17 protein-coding genes are annotated in these 19,750 nt (G+C 52.7%); 12 read left to right on the forward strand and 5 right to left on the reverse strand.

Going from position 1 to position 19,750, the window contains the following annotated elements:
• Nucleotides 1–64 precede the first annotated feature (64 nt).
• The 6 genes from ACN085_RS02085 (at nucleotide 65) to ACN085_RS02110 (ending at nucleotide 7,562) form a co-directional block, all read left to right on the forward strand.
• Nucleotides 65–1,147: a GTPase Era gene (locus ACN085_RS02085; RefSeq protein WP_419110421.1), complete on the forward strand. Its 1,083-nt coding sequence runs from the start codon at nucleotides 65–67 to the stop codon at nucleotides 1,145–1,147.
• A gap of 159 nt (nucleotides 1,148–1,306) precedes the next feature.
• Nucleotides 1,307–2,719 (forward strand): LCP family protein, encoded by a 1,413-nt coding sequence (locus ACN085_RS02090; protein WP_419110422.1) that lies wholly within the window; start codon nucleotides 1,307–1,309, stop codon nucleotides 2,717–2,719.
• A 290-nt stretch (nucleotides 2,720–3,009) separates the two neighbouring features.
• On the forward strand, nucleotides 3,010–4,749 hold the full coding sequence (gene leuA / locus ACN085_RS02095; protein ID WP_419099687.1) for a 2-isopropylmalate synthase: 1,740 nt from the start codon (nucleotides 3,010–3,012) through the stop codon (nucleotides 4,747–4,749).
• 124 nt (nucleotides 4,750–4,873) lie between these two features.
• Nucleotides 4,874–5,641: a DNA repair protein RecO gene (gene recO / locus ACN085_RS02100; protein ID WP_419110423.1), complete on the forward strand. Its 768-nt coding sequence runs from the start codon at nucleotides 4,874–4,876 to the stop codon at nucleotides 5,639–5,641.
• A 4-nt stretch (nucleotides 5,642–5,645) separates the two neighbouring features.
• Nucleotides 5,646–6,425 (forward strand): isoprenyl transferase, encoded by a 780-nt coding sequence (locus ACN085_RS02105; RefSeq protein WP_419099689.1) that lies wholly within the window; start codon nucleotides 5,646–5,648, stop codon nucleotides 6,423–6,425.
• Nucleotides 6,426–6,476: 51 nt separating this feature from the next.
• Complete coding sequence (locus ACN085_RS02110; RefSeq protein ID WP_419110424.1) at nucleotides 6,477–7,562, forward strand: quinone-dependent dihydroorotate dehydrogenase; 1,086 nt, start codon at nucleotides 6,477–6,479, stop codon at nucleotides 7,560–7,562.
• A gap of 71 nt (nucleotides 7,563–7,633) precedes the next feature.
• Here ACN085_RS02110 and ACN085_RS02115 read toward each other — a convergent pair whose 3' ends face one another.
• Nucleotides 7,634–8,245, reverse strand: a complete 612-nt coding sequence (locus ACN085_RS02115; RefSeq protein ID WP_419110425.1) for a DUF3043 domain-containing protein — start codon at nucleotides 8,243–8,245, stop codon at nucleotides 7,634–7,636.
• Nucleotides 8,246–8,301: 56 nt separating this feature from the next.
• Between ACN085_RS02115 and ACN085_RS02120 the strand changes: the two genes are divergently transcribed.
• From ACN085_RS02120 to ACN085_RS02140, 5 genes are all read left to right on the forward strand, one after another.
• Nucleotides 8,302–9,696, forward strand: coding sequence for a M20/M25/M40 family metallo-hydrolase (locus tag ACN085_RS02120; protein ID WP_419110426.1), 1,395 nt, complete (start codon nucleotides 8,302–8,304; stop codon nucleotides 9,694–9,696).
• Between the two features lie 86 nt (nucleotides 9,697–9,782).
• Nucleotides 9,783–10,139: a HesB/IscA family protein gene (locus tag ACN085_RS02125; protein WP_419099693.1), complete on the forward strand. Its 357-nt coding sequence runs from the start codon at nucleotides 9,783–9,785 to the stop codon at nucleotides 10,137–10,139.
• A gap of 217 nt (nucleotides 10,140–10,356) precedes the next feature.
• Complete coding sequence (gene coxB / locus ACN085_RS02130) at nucleotides 10,357–11,226, forward strand: cytochrome c oxidase subunit II (protein WP_419110427.1); 870 nt, start codon at nucleotides 10,357–10,359, stop codon at nucleotides 11,224–11,226.
• A gap of 10 nt (nucleotides 11,227–11,236) precedes the next feature.
• Nucleotides 11,237–12,937, forward strand: a complete 1,701-nt coding sequence (gene ctaD / locus ACN085_RS02135; RefSeq protein ID WP_419099695.1) for a cytochrome c oxidase subunit I — start codon at nucleotides 11,237–11,239, stop codon at nucleotides 12,935–12,937.
• 9 nt (nucleotides 12,938–12,946) lie between these two features.
• Nucleotides 12,947–13,348 carry a cytochrome c oxidase subunit 4 gene (locus tag ACN085_RS02140; RefSeq protein WP_419099696.1) on the forward strand — a complete coding sequence of 134 codons (402 nt, stop codon included), beginning with the start codon at nucleotides 12,947–12,949 and terminating at the stop codon, nucleotides 13,346–13,348.
• Between the two features lie 779 nt (nucleotides 13,349–14,127).
• Here ACN085_RS02140 and ACN085_RS02145 read toward each other — a convergent pair.
• The 4 genes from ACN085_RS02145 to ACN085_RS02160 are packed head-to-tail and all read right to left on the reverse strand — an operon-like array spanning nucleotide 14,128 to nucleotide 18,416.
• Complete coding sequence (locus ACN085_RS02145; protein ID WP_419110428.1) at nucleotides 14,128–15,792, reverse strand: cytochrome b; 1,665 nt, start codon at nucleotides 15,790–15,792, stop codon at nucleotides 14,128–14,130.
• Nucleotides 15,792–16,880 (reverse strand): Rieske 2Fe-2S domain-containing protein, encoded by a 1,089-nt coding sequence (locus ACN085_RS02150; protein ID WP_419099698.1) that lies wholly within the window; start codon nucleotides 16,878–16,880, stop codon nucleotides 15,792–15,794. The genes ACN085_RS02145 and ACN085_RS02150 overlap by 1 nt, the downstream gene beginning before the upstream one ends.
• Before the next feature lie 49 nt (nucleotides 16,881–16,929).
• Nucleotides 16,930–17,724: a c-type cytochrome gene (locus ACN085_RS02155; protein ID WP_419099699.1), complete on the reverse strand. Its 795-nt coding sequence runs from the start codon at nucleotides 17,722–17,724 to the stop codon at nucleotides 16,930–16,932.
• A 53-nt stretch (nucleotides 17,725–17,777) separates the two neighbouring features.
• Nucleotides 17,778–18,416: a cytochrome c oxidase subunit 3 gene (locus ACN085_RS02160; protein WP_419099700.1), complete on the reverse strand. Its 639-nt coding sequence runs from the start codon at nucleotides 18,414–18,416 to the stop codon at nucleotides 17,778–17,780.
• Nucleotides 18,417–18,659: 243 nt separating this feature from the next.
• Between ACN085_RS02160 and trpD the strand changes: the two genes are divergently transcribed.
• On the forward strand, nucleotides 18,660–19,700 hold the full coding sequence (gene trpD / locus ACN085_RS02165; protein ID WP_419110429.1) for an anthranilate phosphoribosyltransferase: 1,041 nt from the start codon (nucleotides 18,660–18,662) through the stop codon (nucleotides 19,698–19,700).
• The last annotated feature ends 50 nt before the right edge of the window (nucleotides 19,701–19,750 follow it).

A 19,750-nucleotide genomic window follows, 5' to 3' on the forward strand; every position in this document is an offset into this window, starting at 1 on the left:
GCGGGTGCTAGCTACCTGTAAAGTGATGGGTAGATATTTTTTCACTACTTTTTGGAGCTATTGAGTGGATTTTGCAGCCTTTCCCGAGGATTACACCGCAGGCTTTGCCGTTTTGGTAGGCCGACCTAATGCCGGTAAATCGACACTGACTAATGCTTTAGTGGGCCAGAAGGTTGCGATTACCTCAAATCGCCCGCAAACTACTCGCCACACGATTCGCGGTATTGTTCACCGTGAGGATTTTCAACTGGTGCTGGTAGACACTCCCGGTTTGCACCGCCCTCGTACACTTTTGGGTGAACGGCTCAATGACCTGGTAGCTCAGACTCTCTCTGAGGTCGATGTAATCGGTTTCTGTATTCCTGCGGACGAGAAGATTGGCCCGGGCGACCGTTACATTGCTCAGCAGCTTGCGGCTTCGGGCAATAAACCGATTGTTGCGATTGTGACTAAGGCAGATAAGGTTTCTCACGAGCAACTGACCGAGCAGCTTCTTGCGGTGTCAGCCCTGGGCGATGAAATCATGAGTGCAGAGCGAGCCGCTCGACAGCAGCGCCGCCAACGCCAGGAAGCCAAGCAGAAGGGCGAAGGGCTCGCCTTCCGTAAGGGTAGTGGCCCTGCGGCCAAACGGAATAAAGGCCAGGTTCAGCAGGCTACTGTTATTGACGGTCAGGGGGGCTGGGCAGATATTATCCCCGTCTCTGCCCTTAAGGATTACCAGGTTGATGAAGTTGCCAGGCTTCTTTCTTCTTACCTTCCCAGTTCGCCTCCGCTCTACCCCACCGGGGAACTGACCGATGAACCTGAGGCAACACTGGTTGCCGAGCTGGTGCGTGAGGCCGCGCTCGAGGGTGTGCAGGACGAACTGCCGCACTCCGTTGCTGTCACTGTTGAAGAGATGGAGCTACGTGAGGGGCGTAGCGAAGATAATGCCCTGCTCGATATTCACGTTAACCTTTATGTTGAGCGTGATTCTCAGAAGGGCATCATTATTGGCAAGCGTGGAGCACGGCTCAAAGAAATTGGGCAAAAAGCTCGACACAATATTGAGGCACTTCTAGGGACCAAGGTCTACCTATCGGTCCATGTCAAGGTAGCAAAAGACTGGCAGCGCGATCCCAGGGCACTCGGGAAGCTGGGTTTTTAGTACCAAAAGCCGCTTAAATCAAAAGAATCTTCCCAGCTTGATTGTTTATCCTGGTGCAGGCAAAGCAGCAGGACGAGCCCAGTATTGATGAATCGGAGTAACTGAATGGCGCCTCAGGGTACCCCCAACCAGCGAATTGTTGAGCCACTTGGCCGACATATGGCGAATCAGCCGATTAAATCCCGGCAGCTCCAGTGGATTGCCTTATCGTGCGTGGCCTTGCTGACTATGGTGGTTGCTTTCAGCGGGTTTGCGCTATTGCGTTTACGCAGCAACGTCCATACCGCTGAAATCAATATCGGTGAGCTCTCTAGCAACCTTGCGAGCGGTCCCCTTGATATTTTGATTATCGGTTCTGATACTCGTAGCGGCGCTAACGGAGCTTACGGTTCTGCCGAGGACCTTGAAGCCGGTGCTCGTTCCGATGTCATGATGCTGGTTCAGGTGAGCGAAGACCGCTCAGCGGTGAACGTGATTTCCTTGCCACGTGACCTCATGGTTGATATCCCCAAGTGCACCGATGCAACCACGGGGGAAGTCTACCCCGCCACATCTGATACCCAGATTAATGAGTCTCTCGAACGGGGCGGACCGGGGTGTACCGTTGCTACCATCAGCAACCTCACCGGTGTGGCCATTGATCACTTTATGCTGGTTGATTTCAATGCCGTTAAAGCGCTTTCAAGTGTTGTGGGTGGGGTTGAGGTATGCGTTTCCGAGCCGATTGACGATACTTACAGCGGCCTCAAACTTCCTGCCGGTACATCAAGTGTTGAGGGGGAGCAGGCTCTTGCTTTCCTTCGCTCTCGTCACGGCTTTGGTGACGGCAGCGATACAGCGCGTATTAAAGCCCAGCAGAGCTTCCTGGCATCTTTGCTACGGAAGGTACAGTCCGAGGGGACTCTCTCTAACCCCGCCATGCTTCTTAGAATTGCCGAGGCTATCACCCAGAACGTAACGGTCGACACTGAACTTACTAAGCTTGGTAATCTTGTGGGTATTGGCTCAATCTTTTCGTCGGTGGACTTAAGCAAGGTTGTTTTTGCCACGGTTCCTCATGAGCCCTACATCTACGATGAGAATAAGTTGCAGCTATCGAGTGAGGCAGAGGCTTTCTTCACCAAGCTACAGAAAGACCAGTCGCTTGTTGAGCCTTCTGCCTCACCCAGTGCACCTGCGGAGGAGCCTTCCACCAGCACGGCTCAAGAGCTGAATTATGCTCTTGACGTTACGTTCACCAACGCCAGTGGGGTCACAGGGCGAGCCAATAAACTGGCTTCTATCACCAAGGATGCTGGTTTCTCGGCCGTCACAACTCAGGATCAGGCTACCATCTACCCTGCGTCTACGGTTTACTACCCCTACGGCTACGAAGCAGAAGCACAGCTGATTGCTGACCTCTATGGAATCACGGCGGTCACCCCTTCAAGCCTGCATACCGGTATTGAGGTAGTGCTCGGTTCTGATTTAGCCTCCGAAGATAAGCTTCAAACTACTCAGGCAAAAATTGCTGGGGGAGCCAGCGGCCAGACCGCCGATCAGGTCACCTGCCAGCAGGCATTTAGTTACTAGGTCTGGTAGTTTTCTTAAGCCCGGCTTGATTGCCCCACTACGGGCCTCAAGCCGGGCTTTTTAGACGGCTCTTTCCTGCTCTGGGCGCCTTGACCTGCCGCTAGCCCAGATAGTGAACATAGAGGTTGGATTTTCCCGGTTGGCGTTGACCAACGTGATACCGTGGCACTATGCGTGAGATGACACGGCGACTGCTTATCTGCCGTAGCGAAGTGCCCCGGGTTTAGCTTCGCTACGGGTATTCGCTACCCGGTGCCAATTTTCTCACCTCATCTGTAAGGGTCATAGCTATGAAAAATTTCCAGAAACCATCGTCCATGCCGGTACACAAGTACCTGCCTTTCGACCAGCAAATTCATGTTTCTCTTCCCGATCGCACATGGCCGGAAAAGAAGATAAGGAAGGCCCCCCGGTGGTGCGCGGTTGACCTGCGTGACGGCAACCAGGCCCTGATTGACCCCATGGATACTGAGCGTAAGCTGGCTATGTTCAAGCTGCTGGTCCGTATGGGCTACAAGGAAATTGAGGTAGGTTTTCCATCTGCCTCCGCAACCGACTTTAATTTTGTCCGTACCCTCATCGAGGACGGCCATATCCCCAATGACGTCACCATTCAGGTTCTGGTTCAGTGCCGTGAGCACCTGATTCAAAAGACTTTTGAAGCGATTGACGGTGCTCCCAAGGCTATCGTTCACTTCTACAACTCGACTTCAGTCCTCCAGCGTCGGGTAGTTTTTAACCAGGACCAGGACGGAATCCTGGACATTGCGCTCACGGGAGCCCGTTTGTGCAAGAAATATGAAGAGCAGCTTGTACACGATACCAAGGTGACCTATGAGTACTCACCGGAGTCTTTCACCGGCACTGAACTCGAGTTCGCTGTTCGGGTCTGCAACGCTGTGACCGACGAACTGGGCATCGGCCAAGGCCGCGAAGTTATTATCAATCTTCCTGCTACGGTTGAGATGGCAACTCCCAATATTTACGCTGACTCTGTTGAATGGGTCAGCCGCAACCTGACCAACCGTGAGCACGTCATTTTGTCATTGCACCCCCACAATGACCGTGGAACCGGTGTCGCAGCGGCTGAACTGGGTTACCTAGCTGGTGCGGATCGTATCGAGGGGTGCCTCTTTGGTAATGGCGAGCGCACCGGTAACGTCGATTTGATTACCCTGGGTCTGAACATGTACACCCAGGGCGTTAACCCGGAGATTGATTTTTCGGACATTGACGAGATTAGGCGGACCGTCGAGTACTGTAACCAGTTGCCGGTTCATGAGCGCTCTCCCTACGGCGGCGATTTGGTCTTCACTGCTTTCTCTGGCTCGCATCAGGATGCCATCAAAAAGGGATTTGAGCGCATGGAAAAGGATGCCGCTGAACAGGGCAAGAGCCTTGACGAGCTCGTGTGGGCGGTTCCTTATCTTCCCATTGATCCTAAAGACCTTGGGCGCTCCTACGAAGCTGTTATCCGTGTGAATTCTCAGTCAGGTAAGGGTGGTGTTGCTTACCTGCTCAAGAAGGACTTTGGCCTGGACCTCCCCAAGCGTGCCCAGCAGGAGTTCTCGGCGGTTGTCCAGGCTAAAACCGATGCCCAGGGCGGGGAAGTTGCTAGCAAGGCTCTGTGGGATATCTTCGCAGATGAGTACCTTCCTAATCAGAAGGCGGAATCTCGATGGGGTAAGTACCGCATCGAGTCTCTGTCCATTGATTCTGAGGAACACGGCGAGACCACCATGCGGGTTGGTCTAAACATTAACGGTCATACCTACAACCGTGTCGCTCAGGGTAGCGGCCCCATCGAAGCACTGCAGTCGATTCTGGCCAAGGAGGGCGTCGATGTCCGCGTCATGGATTACTCGGAGCATACCCTCGGCTCGGCCGCAAATGCGCAGGCTGCCTCGTATATCGAAGCGGCCGTGGGTAGCCGAGTTCTGTGGGGTATCGGTATTGATAATTCAACAACTCGTGCGTCGCTGAAGGCAATGGTTTCTGCTGTCAACCGTGCTTTGCGTGACTCTGAGTAAGGAGTAATTCTAAGTCGGGGTGGGCTGATTTTGCTCACCCCGGCTCTTATGTCAAGCCTCTTGTGATGCACATTCCCCAGCACCAATCAGGGCATATGGGGTGCGGTTATGCCACAATGGGAGTGTGAATTCAGCGCTATCAAGGAAAAAGACCATTCGTGATAGCGCTATCGTTTTACGTACCCAAGATTTGGGGGAGTACGACCGGATCATTATCTTAGCGACCAGGCATGACGGTCTAGTCCATGCCGTAGCAAAGGGGGTTCGGAAGAGTAGTTCGAAGATTGGGGCTCGTCTTGAGCCCTTCATGCTGGTGGAGATTTCTGCGGCAGCCGGTAAAAATTTGGCGACGATTTCTCAGGTCGTGACCCGACGGGCCTACCTTGGACCTATCGTTGCGGATTACACTCGCTACACGGTGGCCGCTGTGGTCTGTGAGGTTGCCGAGCAGCTACTGGCCCACGAGCAAGATAGGCTTCAGGACCAGTTCGTTCTGCTGGCTGGTGCTTTATCTGCCCTGGCCGCGGGGGAGCTCCCAGCGTACCGGATTCTCGATTCCTACCTGCTGAGAGCGCTTCATCTTGCGGGGTGGAGTATGGCTTTAGCTAGGTGCGCATCATGCGGTCTCGAGGATGGCCTTACCTACTATTCTCCTGAGGTTGGCTTGCTCTGCACTGGCTGCGCTCGGTCGGGTGATTTCAGCCGCATTTACCCGGTACCGCCACAGACTCCGCAGTATTTGCAGGTACTTGCTGGTGGGGACTGGCCTGCTGTTACCGGGCAGTTCCCATCAGTCTTAGCCCATAGAATGTCCGGGCTTATCATGGATTATGTGCAGTGGCAGTTGGATAAGCCGCTGAAGACCCTAGCAACCTTGGAAAAGGAACAATAGCCCTATGACTGTCATCAAGCCACCTGCCCACCCAAGTGGTGTTGTAGCTCCTGCTATCCCCAGTAAGTTTGTCCCTCAGCATGTTGCCGTGGTGATGGACGGGAACGGGCGGTGGGCTAACGAGCGCGGTCTGCCCAGGAACGAGGGGCACCGGGCGGGGGAGGCGGCACTTCTTGAGGTCGTAGCTGGCGCAATTGAGATGGGCATCCCTTACATTTCTGCTTACGCCTTTTCAACGGAAAACTGGCGTCGGTCACCCGACGAGGTTGCCTTTTTGATGCGTTTCTCATCCGAAGTGCTGGAACGCCAATTAGAAACGCTCAAGTCCTGGGGCGTCCGTATTCGGTGGGCCGGCCGCAGGCCTAAGCTCTGGAAGTCCGTCATCTCGCTCCTTGAAAAATGCGAGGAAGAGACCAAGAACAATACGCTGTGTACCCTGACCATGTGCGTCAATTATGGGGGGCGCGCCGAGATTGCCGATGCAGCAGCCCTCCTTGCCGAGGATCTTGCTAGCGGCAAGCTGAAGGCCAAACACATCAACGAAAAAATTTTCCAGCGCTACCTTGATGAACCCGATTTACCCGATGTAGACCTGTTCCTACGCACATCTGGCGAACAGCGAATTTCAAACTTCTTGCTCTGGCAAAGCGCCTACGCCGAAATGGTCTTCATGAACGTTCTCTGGCCCGATGTAAACCGTCTCACCTTATGGCAGGCTGTCCAGGAGTACGCCTCTCGCGATAGACGCTACGGTGGGGCGGTAGATAAGGTCAGCAAACCCTAGTTTTTGCTTACAAATTGGCAGTTGTGATGCCCTAGCTGAAAGGGGTCCCCGATGCGGATCTACCCAACCCTGTTCAAGCTCTTTTTTAAACCGATGGACCCTGAAAAGGCCCACCATCTAGGTATGTGGGGTGTGAAGACCCTGCGAGCGACGGGTGTGACGCGGTGGGGTGGCAGGTTCTTCTCGCCTGACCCCTCTTTGTCCACGGAGGTCATGGGTATCCGGTTCCCATCTCCTTTTGGAATTGCCGCTGGTTTTGACAAGGGGGGTACGGCTATCGTAGCTCTGGGTAACTTGGGCTTTGGGCATATCGAGATTGGCACCATCACAGGCCAGGCCCAACCTGGTAACCCTCAGCCACGATTATTCAGATTGCTTGAGGACCGTGCAATTGTTAACCGCATGGGCTTTAACAATAACGGTGCAGCAGACACTGGACCGAGGGTAGCTGCGGCTAGAGCTGACCTTGATGCCGAATACCGGGGTAAGGTACGTCCTGTTATTGGTATCAACATTGGTAAGACCAAGGTCGTTGAGTTGGACCAGGCCATTGAGGATTATCTGATCAGCACCCGTATTCTTGCGCCTCAGGCGGATTATCTTGCGGTTAATGTAAGTTCTCCCAACACTCCTGGGCTCAGGGATCTTCAGGCTATCGAAACCCTCGAGCCGCTTCTTGCCGCTGTGCGTGCTGAGGCCGATAGGGTAGTGCTAGGCCGACGAGTTCCTCTGGTCGTCAAGATTGCACCTGACCTTGCCGATGAGGATATCAGAGACCTTGCCGCCATGGCTCTGCGCCTTGGCCTCGACGGCATTATCGCCACCAATACGACTATTGCTCGTGAGGGCTTGGAGCTGATAACCCCCATGGATAAGGTCATGGAACTCGGTGCTGGTGGCCTATCGGGGGAGCCACTCAAGCATCGTTCGCTTGAAGTTCTGAAGCTCTTGAAAGCAGAGGTAGGGGATAAGCTCGCGCTGATCTCTGTAGGCGGTGTAACAACTGCTCAGGATGTTGCTGAACGGCTAGATGCTGGGGCCGACCTGGTTCAGGGTTATACAGCCTTCATCTATCAGGGGCCGCTCTGGGCGGCGCACATCAACCGAGAGCTCCTCAAACTGAGGAAAGCTTCCTAGTCCTCCAGCAGATACGATAAAGGGCCGCTACCGAGTGGTTAGCGGCCCTTCTCATGCGCCTGTGAGCTCTATTAGCTGGGGTAGTTTCCTCGTTCTACCTGCGGTTTAGGCAGGCGGAACCTACGAATCATCATGGTGCGGTTGAAAGCGTAAAGACCAGAACGAGGTTCAAGAGTGGTGAATTTTTCGGTTAGCTTTTTCTTGAGCTTGCGCCACATGATGAAGTAATCGAGGATCCACAGCAGAAGCATTGCCCACATGAGTAGAGCGGTTAAATGCTGTGTAGCGGGAACTATCAATCCGATAATGAAAATCACCAGGATGACAATCAGCATAAAATCACCTACGTTGAAACGGGCATCAACGTAGTCACGAATGTAGCGACGCTGGGGGCCACGATCGTTAACCGGGAGGTAGCGTTCATCCCCGGTCTGAAGGGCCTGTTGCTGCTTAGCCCGGAATTCACGCTCTGCTGCGCGCTGAGCCTCTTTTGCGGCCTTCCGGTCAGCGGGAACGAGAGGGTTCTTACGCGCAGCTTCACGTTCCTTACGTGATGGGGTAGGGCGTCCCTTCGGTGGCGTGTATTTTGCGGGCTTGTTATCTTTGTCGCTTGCGGCGGGGGGAGCGGAGTCAATTGCTGCGGCATCCGCTGTTTCTACTGATTTCTTATTTCGTCCAAACACCCCTTAAGAATAGCAAGTTGTTCAAAGTTATAGTGGCTCGGCGTATTCTGGGATACATGACAACAACATGTTTTAATTTTTCGGCACGTGATGAACTAGCTCGCTTCATTGATGAGCGATTCGAGCAATATGTCCAGGAGCTGACAGAACTAGTAGCTATTCCTTCGGTGGCTTGGGAATCTTTTGATTTGGATGAAGTTGCTCGGAGCGCTCAGAAGGTTCAGGAGCTTGCACTTGACGCTGGCTTTGACTCGGCAGAGGTTCTGACAGCTACCTACGGTAAGGGGCAGCAGGGCATGCCCGCAGTTCTAGCTTCGAAGCCTGCCGCCCCGGGTTACCCCACTTTTGTTCTCTACGCCCACCACGATGTCCAACCTGCCGGTGATCTCGAACTCTGGGAGACAGAACCTTTTAAGGCTCAGCAAAAGGGGGATAGACTTTTTGGGCGTGGGGCAGCCGATGACAAGGCTGGAGTTATCGCCCATCTGGCCGCTTTTAGAGCTGTGAAAGCAGTCTTGGGCGATGATTTTAGAGCCGGCGTCACCCTCTTTATTGAAGGTGAAGAAGAAGCGGGTTCACCCAGTTTTGATAGTTTCATTGCAACTTACCGTGAGAAGCTCTCGGGTGACTATATTGTCGTGGCAGACTCAGCCAACTGGCGGGCAGGAGTTCCTGCTCTCACGGTGGGTCTGCGAGGTGTTGCAAGCGGTGATATCTCGGTGAAGGTTAGTGACCATGCCGTTCACTCAGGGGTATTCGGTGGGCCCCTTCTCGACGCGAATACGGTTCTTATTCAGTTGCTTGCCACCCTCCATGACCCTCAAGGTTCGGTTGCAGTTGAAGGTTTAATCTCTTCCCCTGAACTTGAGGTTGAATATTCTGAAGAAGATTTTAGGGCGGATTCGGGTATCGTCAAGTCGATGAAACTTGCTGGTAAGGGCTCTATTACTTCACGCCTGTGGTCCCAGCCGGCTATTTCAGTCATCGGCATGGACATCACTCCTGTATCTGAATCAGCCAATACTCTTGCGGCGACTGCTAAAGCAAGGATTAGCGTTCGTCTTGCGCCAGGCCAGGACCCAGCAGCTGCTCACTCTGCTTTGGCACGACACTGTGCAGAAAATAACCTGTTTGGGGCTGAGATCACATACAGTGCTGTAGATTCTGGACGCCCGTATAAGGGTGAAGTTGATGGTGACGGTGCTCAGCTCGCGCTGGCGTCCTTCGCCCAAGCCTGGGGGGTGGAACCCGTTAAAATCGGCTTAGGAGGGTCCATTCCTTTTATCGCGACACTCACTGAGGTTTTCCCCAGCGCCCAGATTCTCATCACAGGTATTGAAGACCCCGACACTCGGGCCCACAGCGCCAATGAGTCGCTCTTTTTGCCAGACTTCAAAAAAGCCATCCTGGCTGAAGCGCTGATGATTTCCTCCCAATGTCTTGACTGCTAACAGTTGACCGGTCTGAGAATAGGTCGCCCAAAATTTAATAAAGGCGTAAGATAAAGGCAAATTAGTCTAATGAAAGGATTCATGGAATGACTGAAACAGTTTCCACGGAACTTCCCACCCACGGTGTCAATCTCACAGAGGTTGCTGCTGACAAAGTCCGCAGCTTGCTCGAGCAGGAGGGGCGCACTGATTTAAGACTGCGCATCGCAGTTCAACCCGGTGGTTGCTCTGGCCTGATTTACCAGCTCTATTTTGACGAGCGAGTTCTTGATGGCGATGCTGTCCGTGACTTCGATGGGGTAGAGGTTATCGTGGACCGCATGAGCGTGCCTTATCTTGATGGTTCAACTATCGATTTTGAAGACACTATTCAGAAGCAGGGCTTCTCCATCGATAACCCTAACGCTCAGGGATCATGTGCTTGTGGAGATTCTTTCCACTAAGTCTTGCTTGTTTACCAGGAGGGGCACACCGTGGGTGCGCCCCTCTTTCTGCTTTTAATAGTGAAATACTTGTGAAATGACACGTTGCTTAGGTGACAGATTGTCACTTTTTACGCCCATTTGAGGGTAAGCTCGTAATGAAAGATTTAACACCTGGGTTCATGCTGTCCATACACAGCACCGGGTGGCACGCACATCGCTACAGGAAGGGCCGTCTGTGAGTTCGCAGCATCGAACCAGCAGCAAGGGGCTGAAGGGCAAGGCACTTGTCCTTGCCACAGCAGCTTCTGCGCTGCTCTTGACCGGTTGTTCAGAACAGGCAAAGGTGGGCTGGTTGCCCACCAAGCGTGGTGTTACCGATAACGCAAATACCATCATGGAGCTCTGGATTGGTACCTGGATCGCTGCACTGGCAGTTGGTCTGGTCACCTGGGGTCTCATGATCTGGTGCCTGATCGCCTACCGTCGTCGCAAATACGAAACCGGTTATCCTCGCCAGGTGAGCTATCACCTTCCCCTGGAAATTTTCTACACCGCAATCCCCATCATCTTGATCGTCAGCTTCTTCACCTTCTCCGATAAAGCGGAGCGTGAGATTACTGCTCCCAAGTCGGATGTTGCCGACGTAACTATTGAGGTTTACGGTAAGCAGTGGTCCTGGGACTTCAACTACATCGACGAAAATGTCTACTTTGCTGGTGTTCAGGCTCGCCTGGATAAGGAAGGCCAGGTAGGAGTTGAGGAAACACTCCCCACTCTCTACCTGCCCGTGGATTCAACCGTCGACATTCAGCTTAAGTCTCATGATGTCATCCACTCATTCTGGGTACCCGCCTTCCTTGAGAAGCGCGACACCATCCCCGGTATGACTAACCACATGTACTTCACCACCGGTAGCGAGCCTGGCACCTACCAGGGTAAGTGCGCCGAACTCTGTGGGGAATACCACTCAGAGATGCTGTTCAACGTGAAGGTAGTCAGCCAGAAAGACTACGACGCTTACATCCAGTCACTGAGGGATTCCGGTCAAGAAGGCCGCCTCGGTGATGAGCAAAACCGTAACCCTAACATGAACACCAACCAGTAAGAGGTGACCCGTGACTACTCTTGAGTACTCAGCGGAGACAACCGGTAGTGTTGTTCCGCGGGTGGTTCCCAAGTCAAAGGGACGCATCATCGTCAATTGGCTGACTTCCACCGACCACAAAACAATCGGGTACATGTACCTGATTGCAGCATTTATTTTCTTCTGCTTAGCCGGTGTCATGGCTCTACTCATGCGCCTTGAGCTTTACTCACCCGGTATGCAGCTCTTGCAGACTAAGGAACAGTTCAACCAGCTGTTTACCATGCACGGCACGCTCATGCTGCTGATGTTTGGCACGCCTCTGTTCACTGGTTTCGCAAACGTACTGGTTCCGCTTCATATCGGTGCCCCTGACGTTGCTTTCCCTCGTTTGAACTCCCTGGCCTTCTGGTTCTTCCTGTTTGGATCTTTGGTAGCTATTGCAGGCTTCCTGACGCCTCAGGGCGCTGCTTCGTTCGGCTGGTTTGCTTATGCACCTCTGAACAGCACCACCTACAGCCCTAGCGTAGGTGGCGATCTCTGGATCTTTGGCCTGGCACTGCAGGGCTTTGGTACCATCATGGGTGGCGTCAACTTCTTGACCACCATTCTGTGCATGCGTGCCCCCGGTATGACCATGTGGCGTATGTCGGTGTTCACCTGGACCACACTGATTACCGCAATTCTCATCATCATGATCTTCCCGCCGCTTGCATCTGCTCTGTTTGCACTCGGCATGGACCGTCGCCTCGGTGGCCACATCTTTGATCCTGAAAACGGTGGTGCCGTTCTCTGGCAGCACCTGTTCTGGTTCTTCGGTCACCCTGAGGTTTACGTTCTGGCACTGCCTTTCTTTGGCATTGTCTCTGAAATTATCCCGGTATTCTCTCGTAAGCCGATTTTTGGTTACAAGGGCCTGATTTTCGCAACCATTACCATCGCCGCTCTCTCTGTTACCGTGTGGGCTCACCACATGTACGTTACTGGCGCTGTCATGTTGCCCTTCTTCTCCTTCATGACCATGCTGATTGGTATCCCCACCGGTGTTAAATTCTTCAACTGGATTGGCACTATGTGGCAGGGGTCAATTACCTTCGAGACCCCTATGCTCTGGGTTGTTGGCTTCCTGATTACCTTCCTCTTCGGCGGTATCACCGGTATTATCCTGGCCACCCCTCCGCTGGACTTCCACCTGTCGGATTCTTACTTCGTGGTTGCTCACTTCCACTACGTAATTTTCGGTACCTTGGTGTTCGGCATGTTTGCTGCTCTCTACTTCTGGTGGCCTAAGTTTACTGGCAAGATGCTCAATGAACGTCTGGGAAAGATTCACTTCTGGTTGCTGTTCATTGGCTTCCACACCACCTTCCTCGTTCAGCACTGGCTGGGGGTTGATGGTATGCCTCGTCGTTACGCCGACTACATGCCTGAGGATGGTTTCACCTGGATGAACCAGCTTTCAACTTTTGGCTCAATGATTCTTGCTGTCTCCATGATCCCTTGGTTCTGGAATGTCTTTACAACTGCTCGCTCAGGCAGGCGTGTTGAGGTCGATGACCCTTGGGGCTTTGGAGGTTCCTTGGAGTGGGCAACTTCTTGCCCTCCTCCACGCCATAACTTTACGGCTCTACCCCGTATCCGTTCAGAACGCCCGGCGCTGGATCTTCATCATCCCGAGCTATCAACCAATCACGATATTGCTGCGGCTGCCCGCCAGGCTACCGAGCGATAGGAGACATGCGTGAAACTTCTAGGTAATATTTTTGGGCTGATCGGTGTCTTCCTCATTCCTGTCGGTATCGTCTATGGTGTGATGACTGACTTCACTGAGTGGGCTGGCTTCCCGGCCATCCTGGCTACTGCGGTCATGTGCTTGTTCCTGTGGTTCTTTCTCAAGTTCACAGATAAGCGGCATCCCGATATGCCCTATGAAAACCTTGAGGGTGAGATTGCAGATGGCGCTGGTGACTATGGTTTCTACTCACCGTGGTCATGGTGGCCTCTCTTCATCGGCGCTGCTTGCACCATTGTTGTAGTCGGTCTGGCAATTGACTGGTGGATTGTTCTCCTGGCCATTCCTTTTGCTGCTACCGCTGTTATTGGTTGGGTCTATGAGTACAACCGTGGCGATCACGCTCACTAAGGGCCAATAGGTCATAAAAGTAAGGCGGAGCCCATATCTGAAAAGATATGGGCTCCGCTTTTATGTGTTTGGTACTTTCCTGTCGGGGGGGGGAGTAGTGATGGTAGCTGGCTTGAAAATCTAGCGGGAGAGCGCTGATGAGAAGGTTTGATTCCCTGCAAGTGGTGTATTGAAGCCATGTTAGATCTGTGCGAGGTTGCCGGTGCGCCTGGGGGCAAGTTCCCCCCCTGTATTGTTTGGTTTTTCTTTTTACCTTCTGGGGGTACGGAGTCCTTAGCTCTTAGCTTCAATTGATTAGAGTTTTATGACTACCTTTCGCCAGATAGAGCTGGTTGTCTAGCCGTATGGGCCTATCTAGTAGGGGCGAATTGAAAACCTCGCTAAGGGGCTCCATCTCTAGTGCAATCCTATGCAGGAGGCTTTTGGCATGCTCACCAGGCTAAGCGACGCCCAGAACAACCCAGAACAACCCAGAACAACCCAGAACAACCCAGAAGGCATCTTCGCGCCCAAGGAGCTTGTGTGGCAGCAAGACACGCCGTCTCTGACACAAACTGTTTTTCAAACAGATCACTCATGATCCGAGCACTAAGGTTTGCGCCCATCTATTGAGCTTCCAGTATTGCTTCCAGGCCTAGGGGAGTAGCAGGGATTATACCCTCAATAAGCCCCTTGAGGCACACCAGCAGAGAAAGCTCGTCCGTTACAGATTAAACCGCTTTAAACAAATGTGGGGCACCCGCATAAGCGGATGCCCCACACCTAACTACAACCTATATTTACTTTTCGATTGATTCTGCAGAGCTAGCAGTCACAGCATGATCGCCGTGATGCTCATGGTGAGCAGCTTCTAGTTCTGTGGGGGTGACGGCAAGAACGCGGTCTTCGAACCAAATCTTTGAGATGCCTGAACGCAACTTCTCAATCGAGCTGATCTTACCCTTCTTATTGGGCTGAGCAGGAATTGGCGCAGGTGACTCAAAGGAAACCAGCTCGTAGCGGCGGTATTCATCAATAGGCTTGTGAACCTCAATGAACTCGCCGTGGGGCAGCTGAACAACCTTACCTGTTTCAACACCATGCAGAACCAGCTCACGGTCTTTACGCTGAAGCGACAGGCAAATGCGCTGAGTGAGCAGGAACCCAATAATGGGGCCCAGGACAAAGGAGGCACGCAACCAATAGGCCACATCGTTGAGTGAGACATGGAAATGGGTTGCAATGAGGTCCGAGCTTGCAGCAATCATGAGGGATGAGTAGGCAGTAATACCAGCTACACCACAAGCAGTTCTGAACGGGGCATTCCGCGGGCGATCAAGGATGTTGTGAACACGATCATCTTTGGTAACCCAGCGTTCAATCCAGGGCCAGAAGACCATAGCCATCATGACGGAACCGGCCATCAAGGCAAAGGGGAGAAGAACATTGAGAACCCAGGTTCCACCAAGGAACTCAAACTCCCAGGGCCAGGGCCAGACCCCGGGCCACAGGCGAAGAGCGCCATCGCCGAAGCCGACATACCAGTCAGGCTGGGTTCCTGCCTGCACAGGTGAGGGATCGTAGGGGCCGTAGTTCCAGATAGCGTTGATGGTAAAGGTCGCGCCCAGGAAGGCAATGATACCGAAAACGATGAAGAAGAAACCGCCAGCCTTTGCTGCATAAACAGGACCGACAGGGAAGCCAACGACATTGTTTTCAGTCCGGCCAGGCCCAGGGTACTGGGTGTGCTTATGAAGTACAACCATGAACATGTGAATGGCAACCAGCAAGAGAAGCATAGCTGGGATGATCATGATGTGCAGGCTGTAAAGTCGACCGATTACGGCATCGCCGGGGAACTCTCCACCGAAGAAGAAAAGAGAGATGTAAGTACCAACCAGAGGTATGGACTTGAAGATACCGTCGATAATCCTCAAACCATTGCCCGAAAGAACATCGTCAGGCAAGGAGTAGCCGGTAAAGCCTGCGAGAATGCCGATGATCAGGAGGACAGTTCCTATAACCCAGTTTAGTTCACGGGGGCGTCGGAAGGCGCCGGTGAAAAAGACACGTAGCATGTGTACTGACATAGCCATCATAAACATCAGAGCCGCCCAGTGGTGGATCTGACGCATGAGGAGTCCACCGCGAATATCAAAGGAGATATCCAGGGCAGAGGCGTAGGCTGCAGACATGTGCGTGCCCTTCATGGGCACATAGGAACCATCGTAGGTTACGGAGACCATGGTGGGGTTGAAAAAGAAGGTCAGAAAGGTTCCCGAAATAATCAGGATTACTAGGCTGTAAAGGGCAACCTCACCAAACATAAATGACCAGTGATCTGGGAAGATCTTACGCCCGAACTCCTTGATGATACCGGAGGCACCAACCCGCTGGTCGACATATTGAGCGATCTTTCCCGTTAAGGTTTTTGCCTTGTAGTCATTTTGCAATGAAGTAGACATTACGCTTCACCTGCCATTTCCTTGATTTGCTGTGCGCGTTCCCAGTAGCCGGGGCCTACGGGTTCATGGAAATCGCTTTGAGCGATTAGGTAGCCTTCTTCATCAACTGCGATGGGCAGCTGAGGTAGGGCGTGACCTGCCGGACCGAATACAACCTCGCACTCATTTGCCGCATCGAAGGTCGACTGGTGGCAGGGGCAGAGTAGATGATGGGTCCGCTGTTCATAGAGCGCGATAGGGCAGCCGACGTGCGTACAAACCTTTGAGTAGGCAATAATGCCATCGACGTTCCAGTCCTCGCGGCCCGGGGACACGTTGAGCTCGTCAGGATCTAGGCGCATCAGTAGCACTACTGCTTTTGCCTTCTCTTCAAGATATCCATTTTCATGAGAAAGGCTTGACAGGGTCTCAGGCAGTACGTGGTAGGCGGAGCCTAGAGTGACATCGGAAGCCTTGATAGGCGTACCCGAGGGGTCACGCACAAGGCGAACGCCCTTATCCCACAGTGTGTACTTCAGTACTGAAGGATCAGCCGGGCCCAAGTCCCGGAACAGGGTGACGAATGTCAGGGGAGCGAGGATTACAGAGCCGATGAGTGTGTTTCGCAGAAGCGGGCGTCGTTTGATGCCTGATTCCTCGATCACAGTTTCAACGATTTCCTGTGCCTCAGCTCGATCCTCTTCAGAGGTGACTGCATGACGCTCTTCGACCATTTCATGGTCGGGCATGAGCGAGCGTGCCCAGTGGACGATACCGATGCCGATACCGAACATGGCAAATGCGATACCTAGACCCAGCAGGAGGTTCTGCAGGCGAAGCATGTTGTTTGCTTCGGGGTTCATGACATCGTAGAAGTTGCCGGTTACCTCAATCCCGAAGTAGCCGAACCAAAAGAGCAGTGAACCCAGCATTGAGATGACGAATAGTAGAACTACCTGTCGCTCAGCACCTTTAGCTTTTTTGGGATCGACGTCGGTGAGTCGCGGAGCATGCGGGGGAAGCCCCGGGTTGGGGAACTTCTCCTTACTTGCCTCTTGAGAGGTAACTACGGCAGCATTTTCGTGTGCGCCGTCACTATGGTTTCCCATGTGTTGCCTCAAATCTTCCTTGGTACGAAATTAATGTGTGTGCGTGAGCTTATGCAGCTCGTGAAGTTAGCCAGAGGGTAAAAGCAATAACAATGACCAGGCCAAGTGTCCAGATGAGCAGACCCTCGGATACCGGGCCGAGTGAGCCAAGCTTGAAACCGCCAACAGATGCGTTAACTTCCTGAGACTTCAGGTAAGTAATGACATCGCGCTTTTCTTCAGGGGTGATGTTTGCATCGTTAAATACAGGCATGTTTTGAGGGCCAGTTTCCATGGCCTCGTAGATATGCTGCTCGGATACGCCCATCAGGGTAGGTGCAAACTTACCGCGGGTTAGAGCACCACCAACGCCTGCAGCGTTGTGGCACATTGCGCAGTTAGCAAGGAACACCTTTGAACCGTTAGCTGCATCGCCCTGCGATACGTCCAGGTATTCAGCTTCGGGGATAGTGGGGCCAGCACCCAGCGAAGCTACGTAAGCAGCAAGCTGCTTGGTCTGCTTTTCATTAAACTGGCCAGGCTTCATTTGAGCCTGCACGCCCTGCATCTGCATAGGCATACGACCTGTGCCGACCTGGAAGTCAACGGCTGCAGCGCCAACACCAATCAGGCTGGGTCCGTCAACAGAACCCTCGGCGTTTGTGCCGTGGCAGGTAGCGCAGTTAGCCAAAAACAGCTTCTGCCCAGCATCAATATCATCACTGGTGTAAGTCGTGCTTGTTGCAGCCTGTGCTTCGTTGGTAGCCGTTGCAACAGAGTACAGGCCTCCAGAAAGAATCAGCGCGAGAGCAAGCAAGACGAGAGCTGCAAGCGGATGGCGTCGCTTTTGAGAAAGTGCCTTCACGTCGTTGTTCCTTAGTGTGTGTGCTATTTGGGATTATTTTTAGCGGTTACCGGTTACTTGAGGAAGTAGACAACAAGGAACAGAACGATCCAGACGACGTCTACAAAGTGCCAGTAGTAAGAAACAACGATTGCTGAAGTTGCTTCGTAATGACCAAAACGCTTTGCTACATAAGCACGGCCAATGATGAGCAAAAATGCGATAAGGCCGCCGGTAACGTGTAGCGCGTGGAAACCGGTGGTGATGTAGAAAGCTGAACCGTAGGCGCTTGAAGCGATGGTCATGCCTTCAGCTACGAGATTTGCGTATTCGAAGGCCTGAACAGAAACGAAGAAGGCGCCCATGATGAAGGTCAAGAGGAACCATTCAACCATGCCCCATTCGCGGATGTTGAAAAGTGATCCGGTACGACGGGGCTTGAGCTGTTCAGCTTTAAATACACCAAACTGGCAGGTAACAGAACTCAAGACCAACACGATGGTGTTGGCAAGAGCTAGCGGGACTTCAAGGTGCACGGAGTTCTCGGCCCAAATATCGGGTCGAGATGCACGCAGAGTGAAGTACATTGCGAACAGGCCGGCAAAAAACATGACCTCAGAAGCGAGCCAAACAACGGTGCCTACAGCTACCTGGTTGGGTCGATTAAGAGTGGCATGAGCCGACTTACTTGGAGTATGGGTTGCAGTTGTCACATAGACATTATGTCTGTAAAACAGCCCTTGAACCAATAGGAGAGGGGGTTTAGGGGTAGGTGTGTTGTAAATCTTGCGCTTGCCCCTGCATTTCTGGGGCTTTCATCACGAGATATCAGACACATTGTCTGTAAAACTCGCGTAACCATACCGCATCAGAGAGCCCCACAGCTTCTATTGACCTGTTCCATAATCCAAAGAGGATAGAAGGCTTAGCTAGCTGATATACGTAGAATAAGGAGCATGACACCCAATATCACCTGGAAACAGATACTCACCAAGCTCATAGCCCATCAAGAGCTTGAACCGTTTGAAGTTGCTTGGGCCATGGATCAGATGATGGAGGGTGAAACCCCAGAAGGCATACTGGCTGCATTTCTTATTGGACTTCACGTTAAAGGCGAGACTTCTGCAGAGCTTAATGCTTTAGCGGAGGGAATGCTTGATAAGGCTCGCCCCATTGAAATCACCCACAAGGCAGTTGATATTGTAGGAACCGGTGGCGATCAACAAAATACCGTCAATATATCCACTATGGCCTCGTTAGTTGTGGCAGGCTCCGGTATTCCGGTTATCAAGCATGGCAACAGGGCATCATCTTCAATGAGCGGAAGCGCGGATGTGCTCTCCGAGCTTGGTATAAATCTAGACCTTAAGATTAAGGATGTTGCAGGAGCCTTGGATTCGGCTGGTATTACATTCTTATTCGCACAGGTATTTCACCCATCAATGCGTTACCTAGCACCCGTTAGGCGGGCACTCGGGGTTCCATGCGCATTCAACTATCTAGGCCCCATGACCAATCCCGCAAAAGTGCGGGCTTCTGCTATTGGTGTTTCCAACCAGGCTATGGCCCAGAAGATGGCCCAGGTCTTTGCCAATCGCGGCAATCATGCGCTTATTTTTAGGGGCGGAGACGGCCTCGATGAAATTACTATTACGGGTAAGTCCTACGGTTTTGAAGCCGTCGATGGGGGAGTGAAGCCCCTAGAAATCGATCCCACTGAATTTGGTTTCAAGCTTGGCAGACTGGAAGATCTACGAGGTGGTGACGCAAAATATAACGCTCAGGTAGTACGTGAGACACTGGGCGGACACCCCGGGCCAATCCTGGATGCCGTTATTCTCAATGCAGCAGCGGGAATCGTTGCCTTCCATAAAGTAGACGATCAACCCTTCAGCCAGCGATTCGAAGCTGCACTAGAACAAGCCAGGGAGTCTATTGGATCAGGCAAAGCTACTGATACTCTCGATCGCTGGATTTCTTATAGTCAGGCCCAGTAGAGCGAGAGCAAGGCCCCGAGTGTAACTCGGGGCCTTGATGTTGTCTGCCT

This window comes from Rothia sp. P4278 (assembly GCF_048512945.1).
In the GTDB taxonomy this organism is placed as follows: Bacteria; Actinomycetota; Actinomycetes; order Actinomycetales; family Micrococcaceae; genus Rothia.

What these genes read in the sequence shown, in the direction of transcription:
- ACN085_RS02090 (WP_419110422.1), top strand. Translation starts at nt 1,307, where the DNA reads ATGGCGAATCAGCCGATTAAATCCCGGCAGCTCCAGTGGATTGCCTTA.
- leuA (WP_419099687.1), top strand. Translation starts at nt 3,010, where the DNA reads ATGAAAAATTTCCAGAAACCATCGTCCATGCCGGTACACAAGTACCTG.
- ACN085_RS02105 (WP_419099689.1), top strand. Translation starts at nt 5,646, where the DNA reads ATGACTGTCATCAAGCCACCTGCCCACCCAAGTGGTGTTGTAGCTCCT.
- ACN085_RS02110 (WP_419110424.1), top strand. Translation starts at nt 6,477, where the DNA reads ATGCGGATCTACCCAACCCTGTTCAAGCTCTTTTTTAAACCGATGGAC.
- ACN085_RS02120 (WP_419110426.1), top strand. Translation starts at nt 8,302, where the DNA reads ATGACAACAACATGTTTTAATTTTTCGGCACGTGATGAACTAGCTCGC.
- ACN085_RS02125 (WP_419099693.1), top strand. Translation starts at nt 9,783, where the DNA reads ATGACTGAAACAGTTTCCACGGAACTTCCCACCCACGGTGTCAATCTC.
- ACN085_RS02145 (WP_419110428.1), bottom strand. Translation starts at nt 15,792, where the DNA reads ATGTCTACTTCATTGCAAAATGACTACAAGGCAAAAACCTTAACGGGA.
- ACN085_RS02150 (WP_419099698.1), bottom strand. Translation starts at nt 16,880, where the DNA reads ATGGGAAACCATAGTGACGGCGCACACGAAAATGCTGCCGTAGTTACC.
- trpD (WP_419110429.1), top strand. Translation starts at nt 18,660, where the DNA reads ATGACACCCAATATCACCTGGAAACAGATACTCACCAAGCTCATAGCC.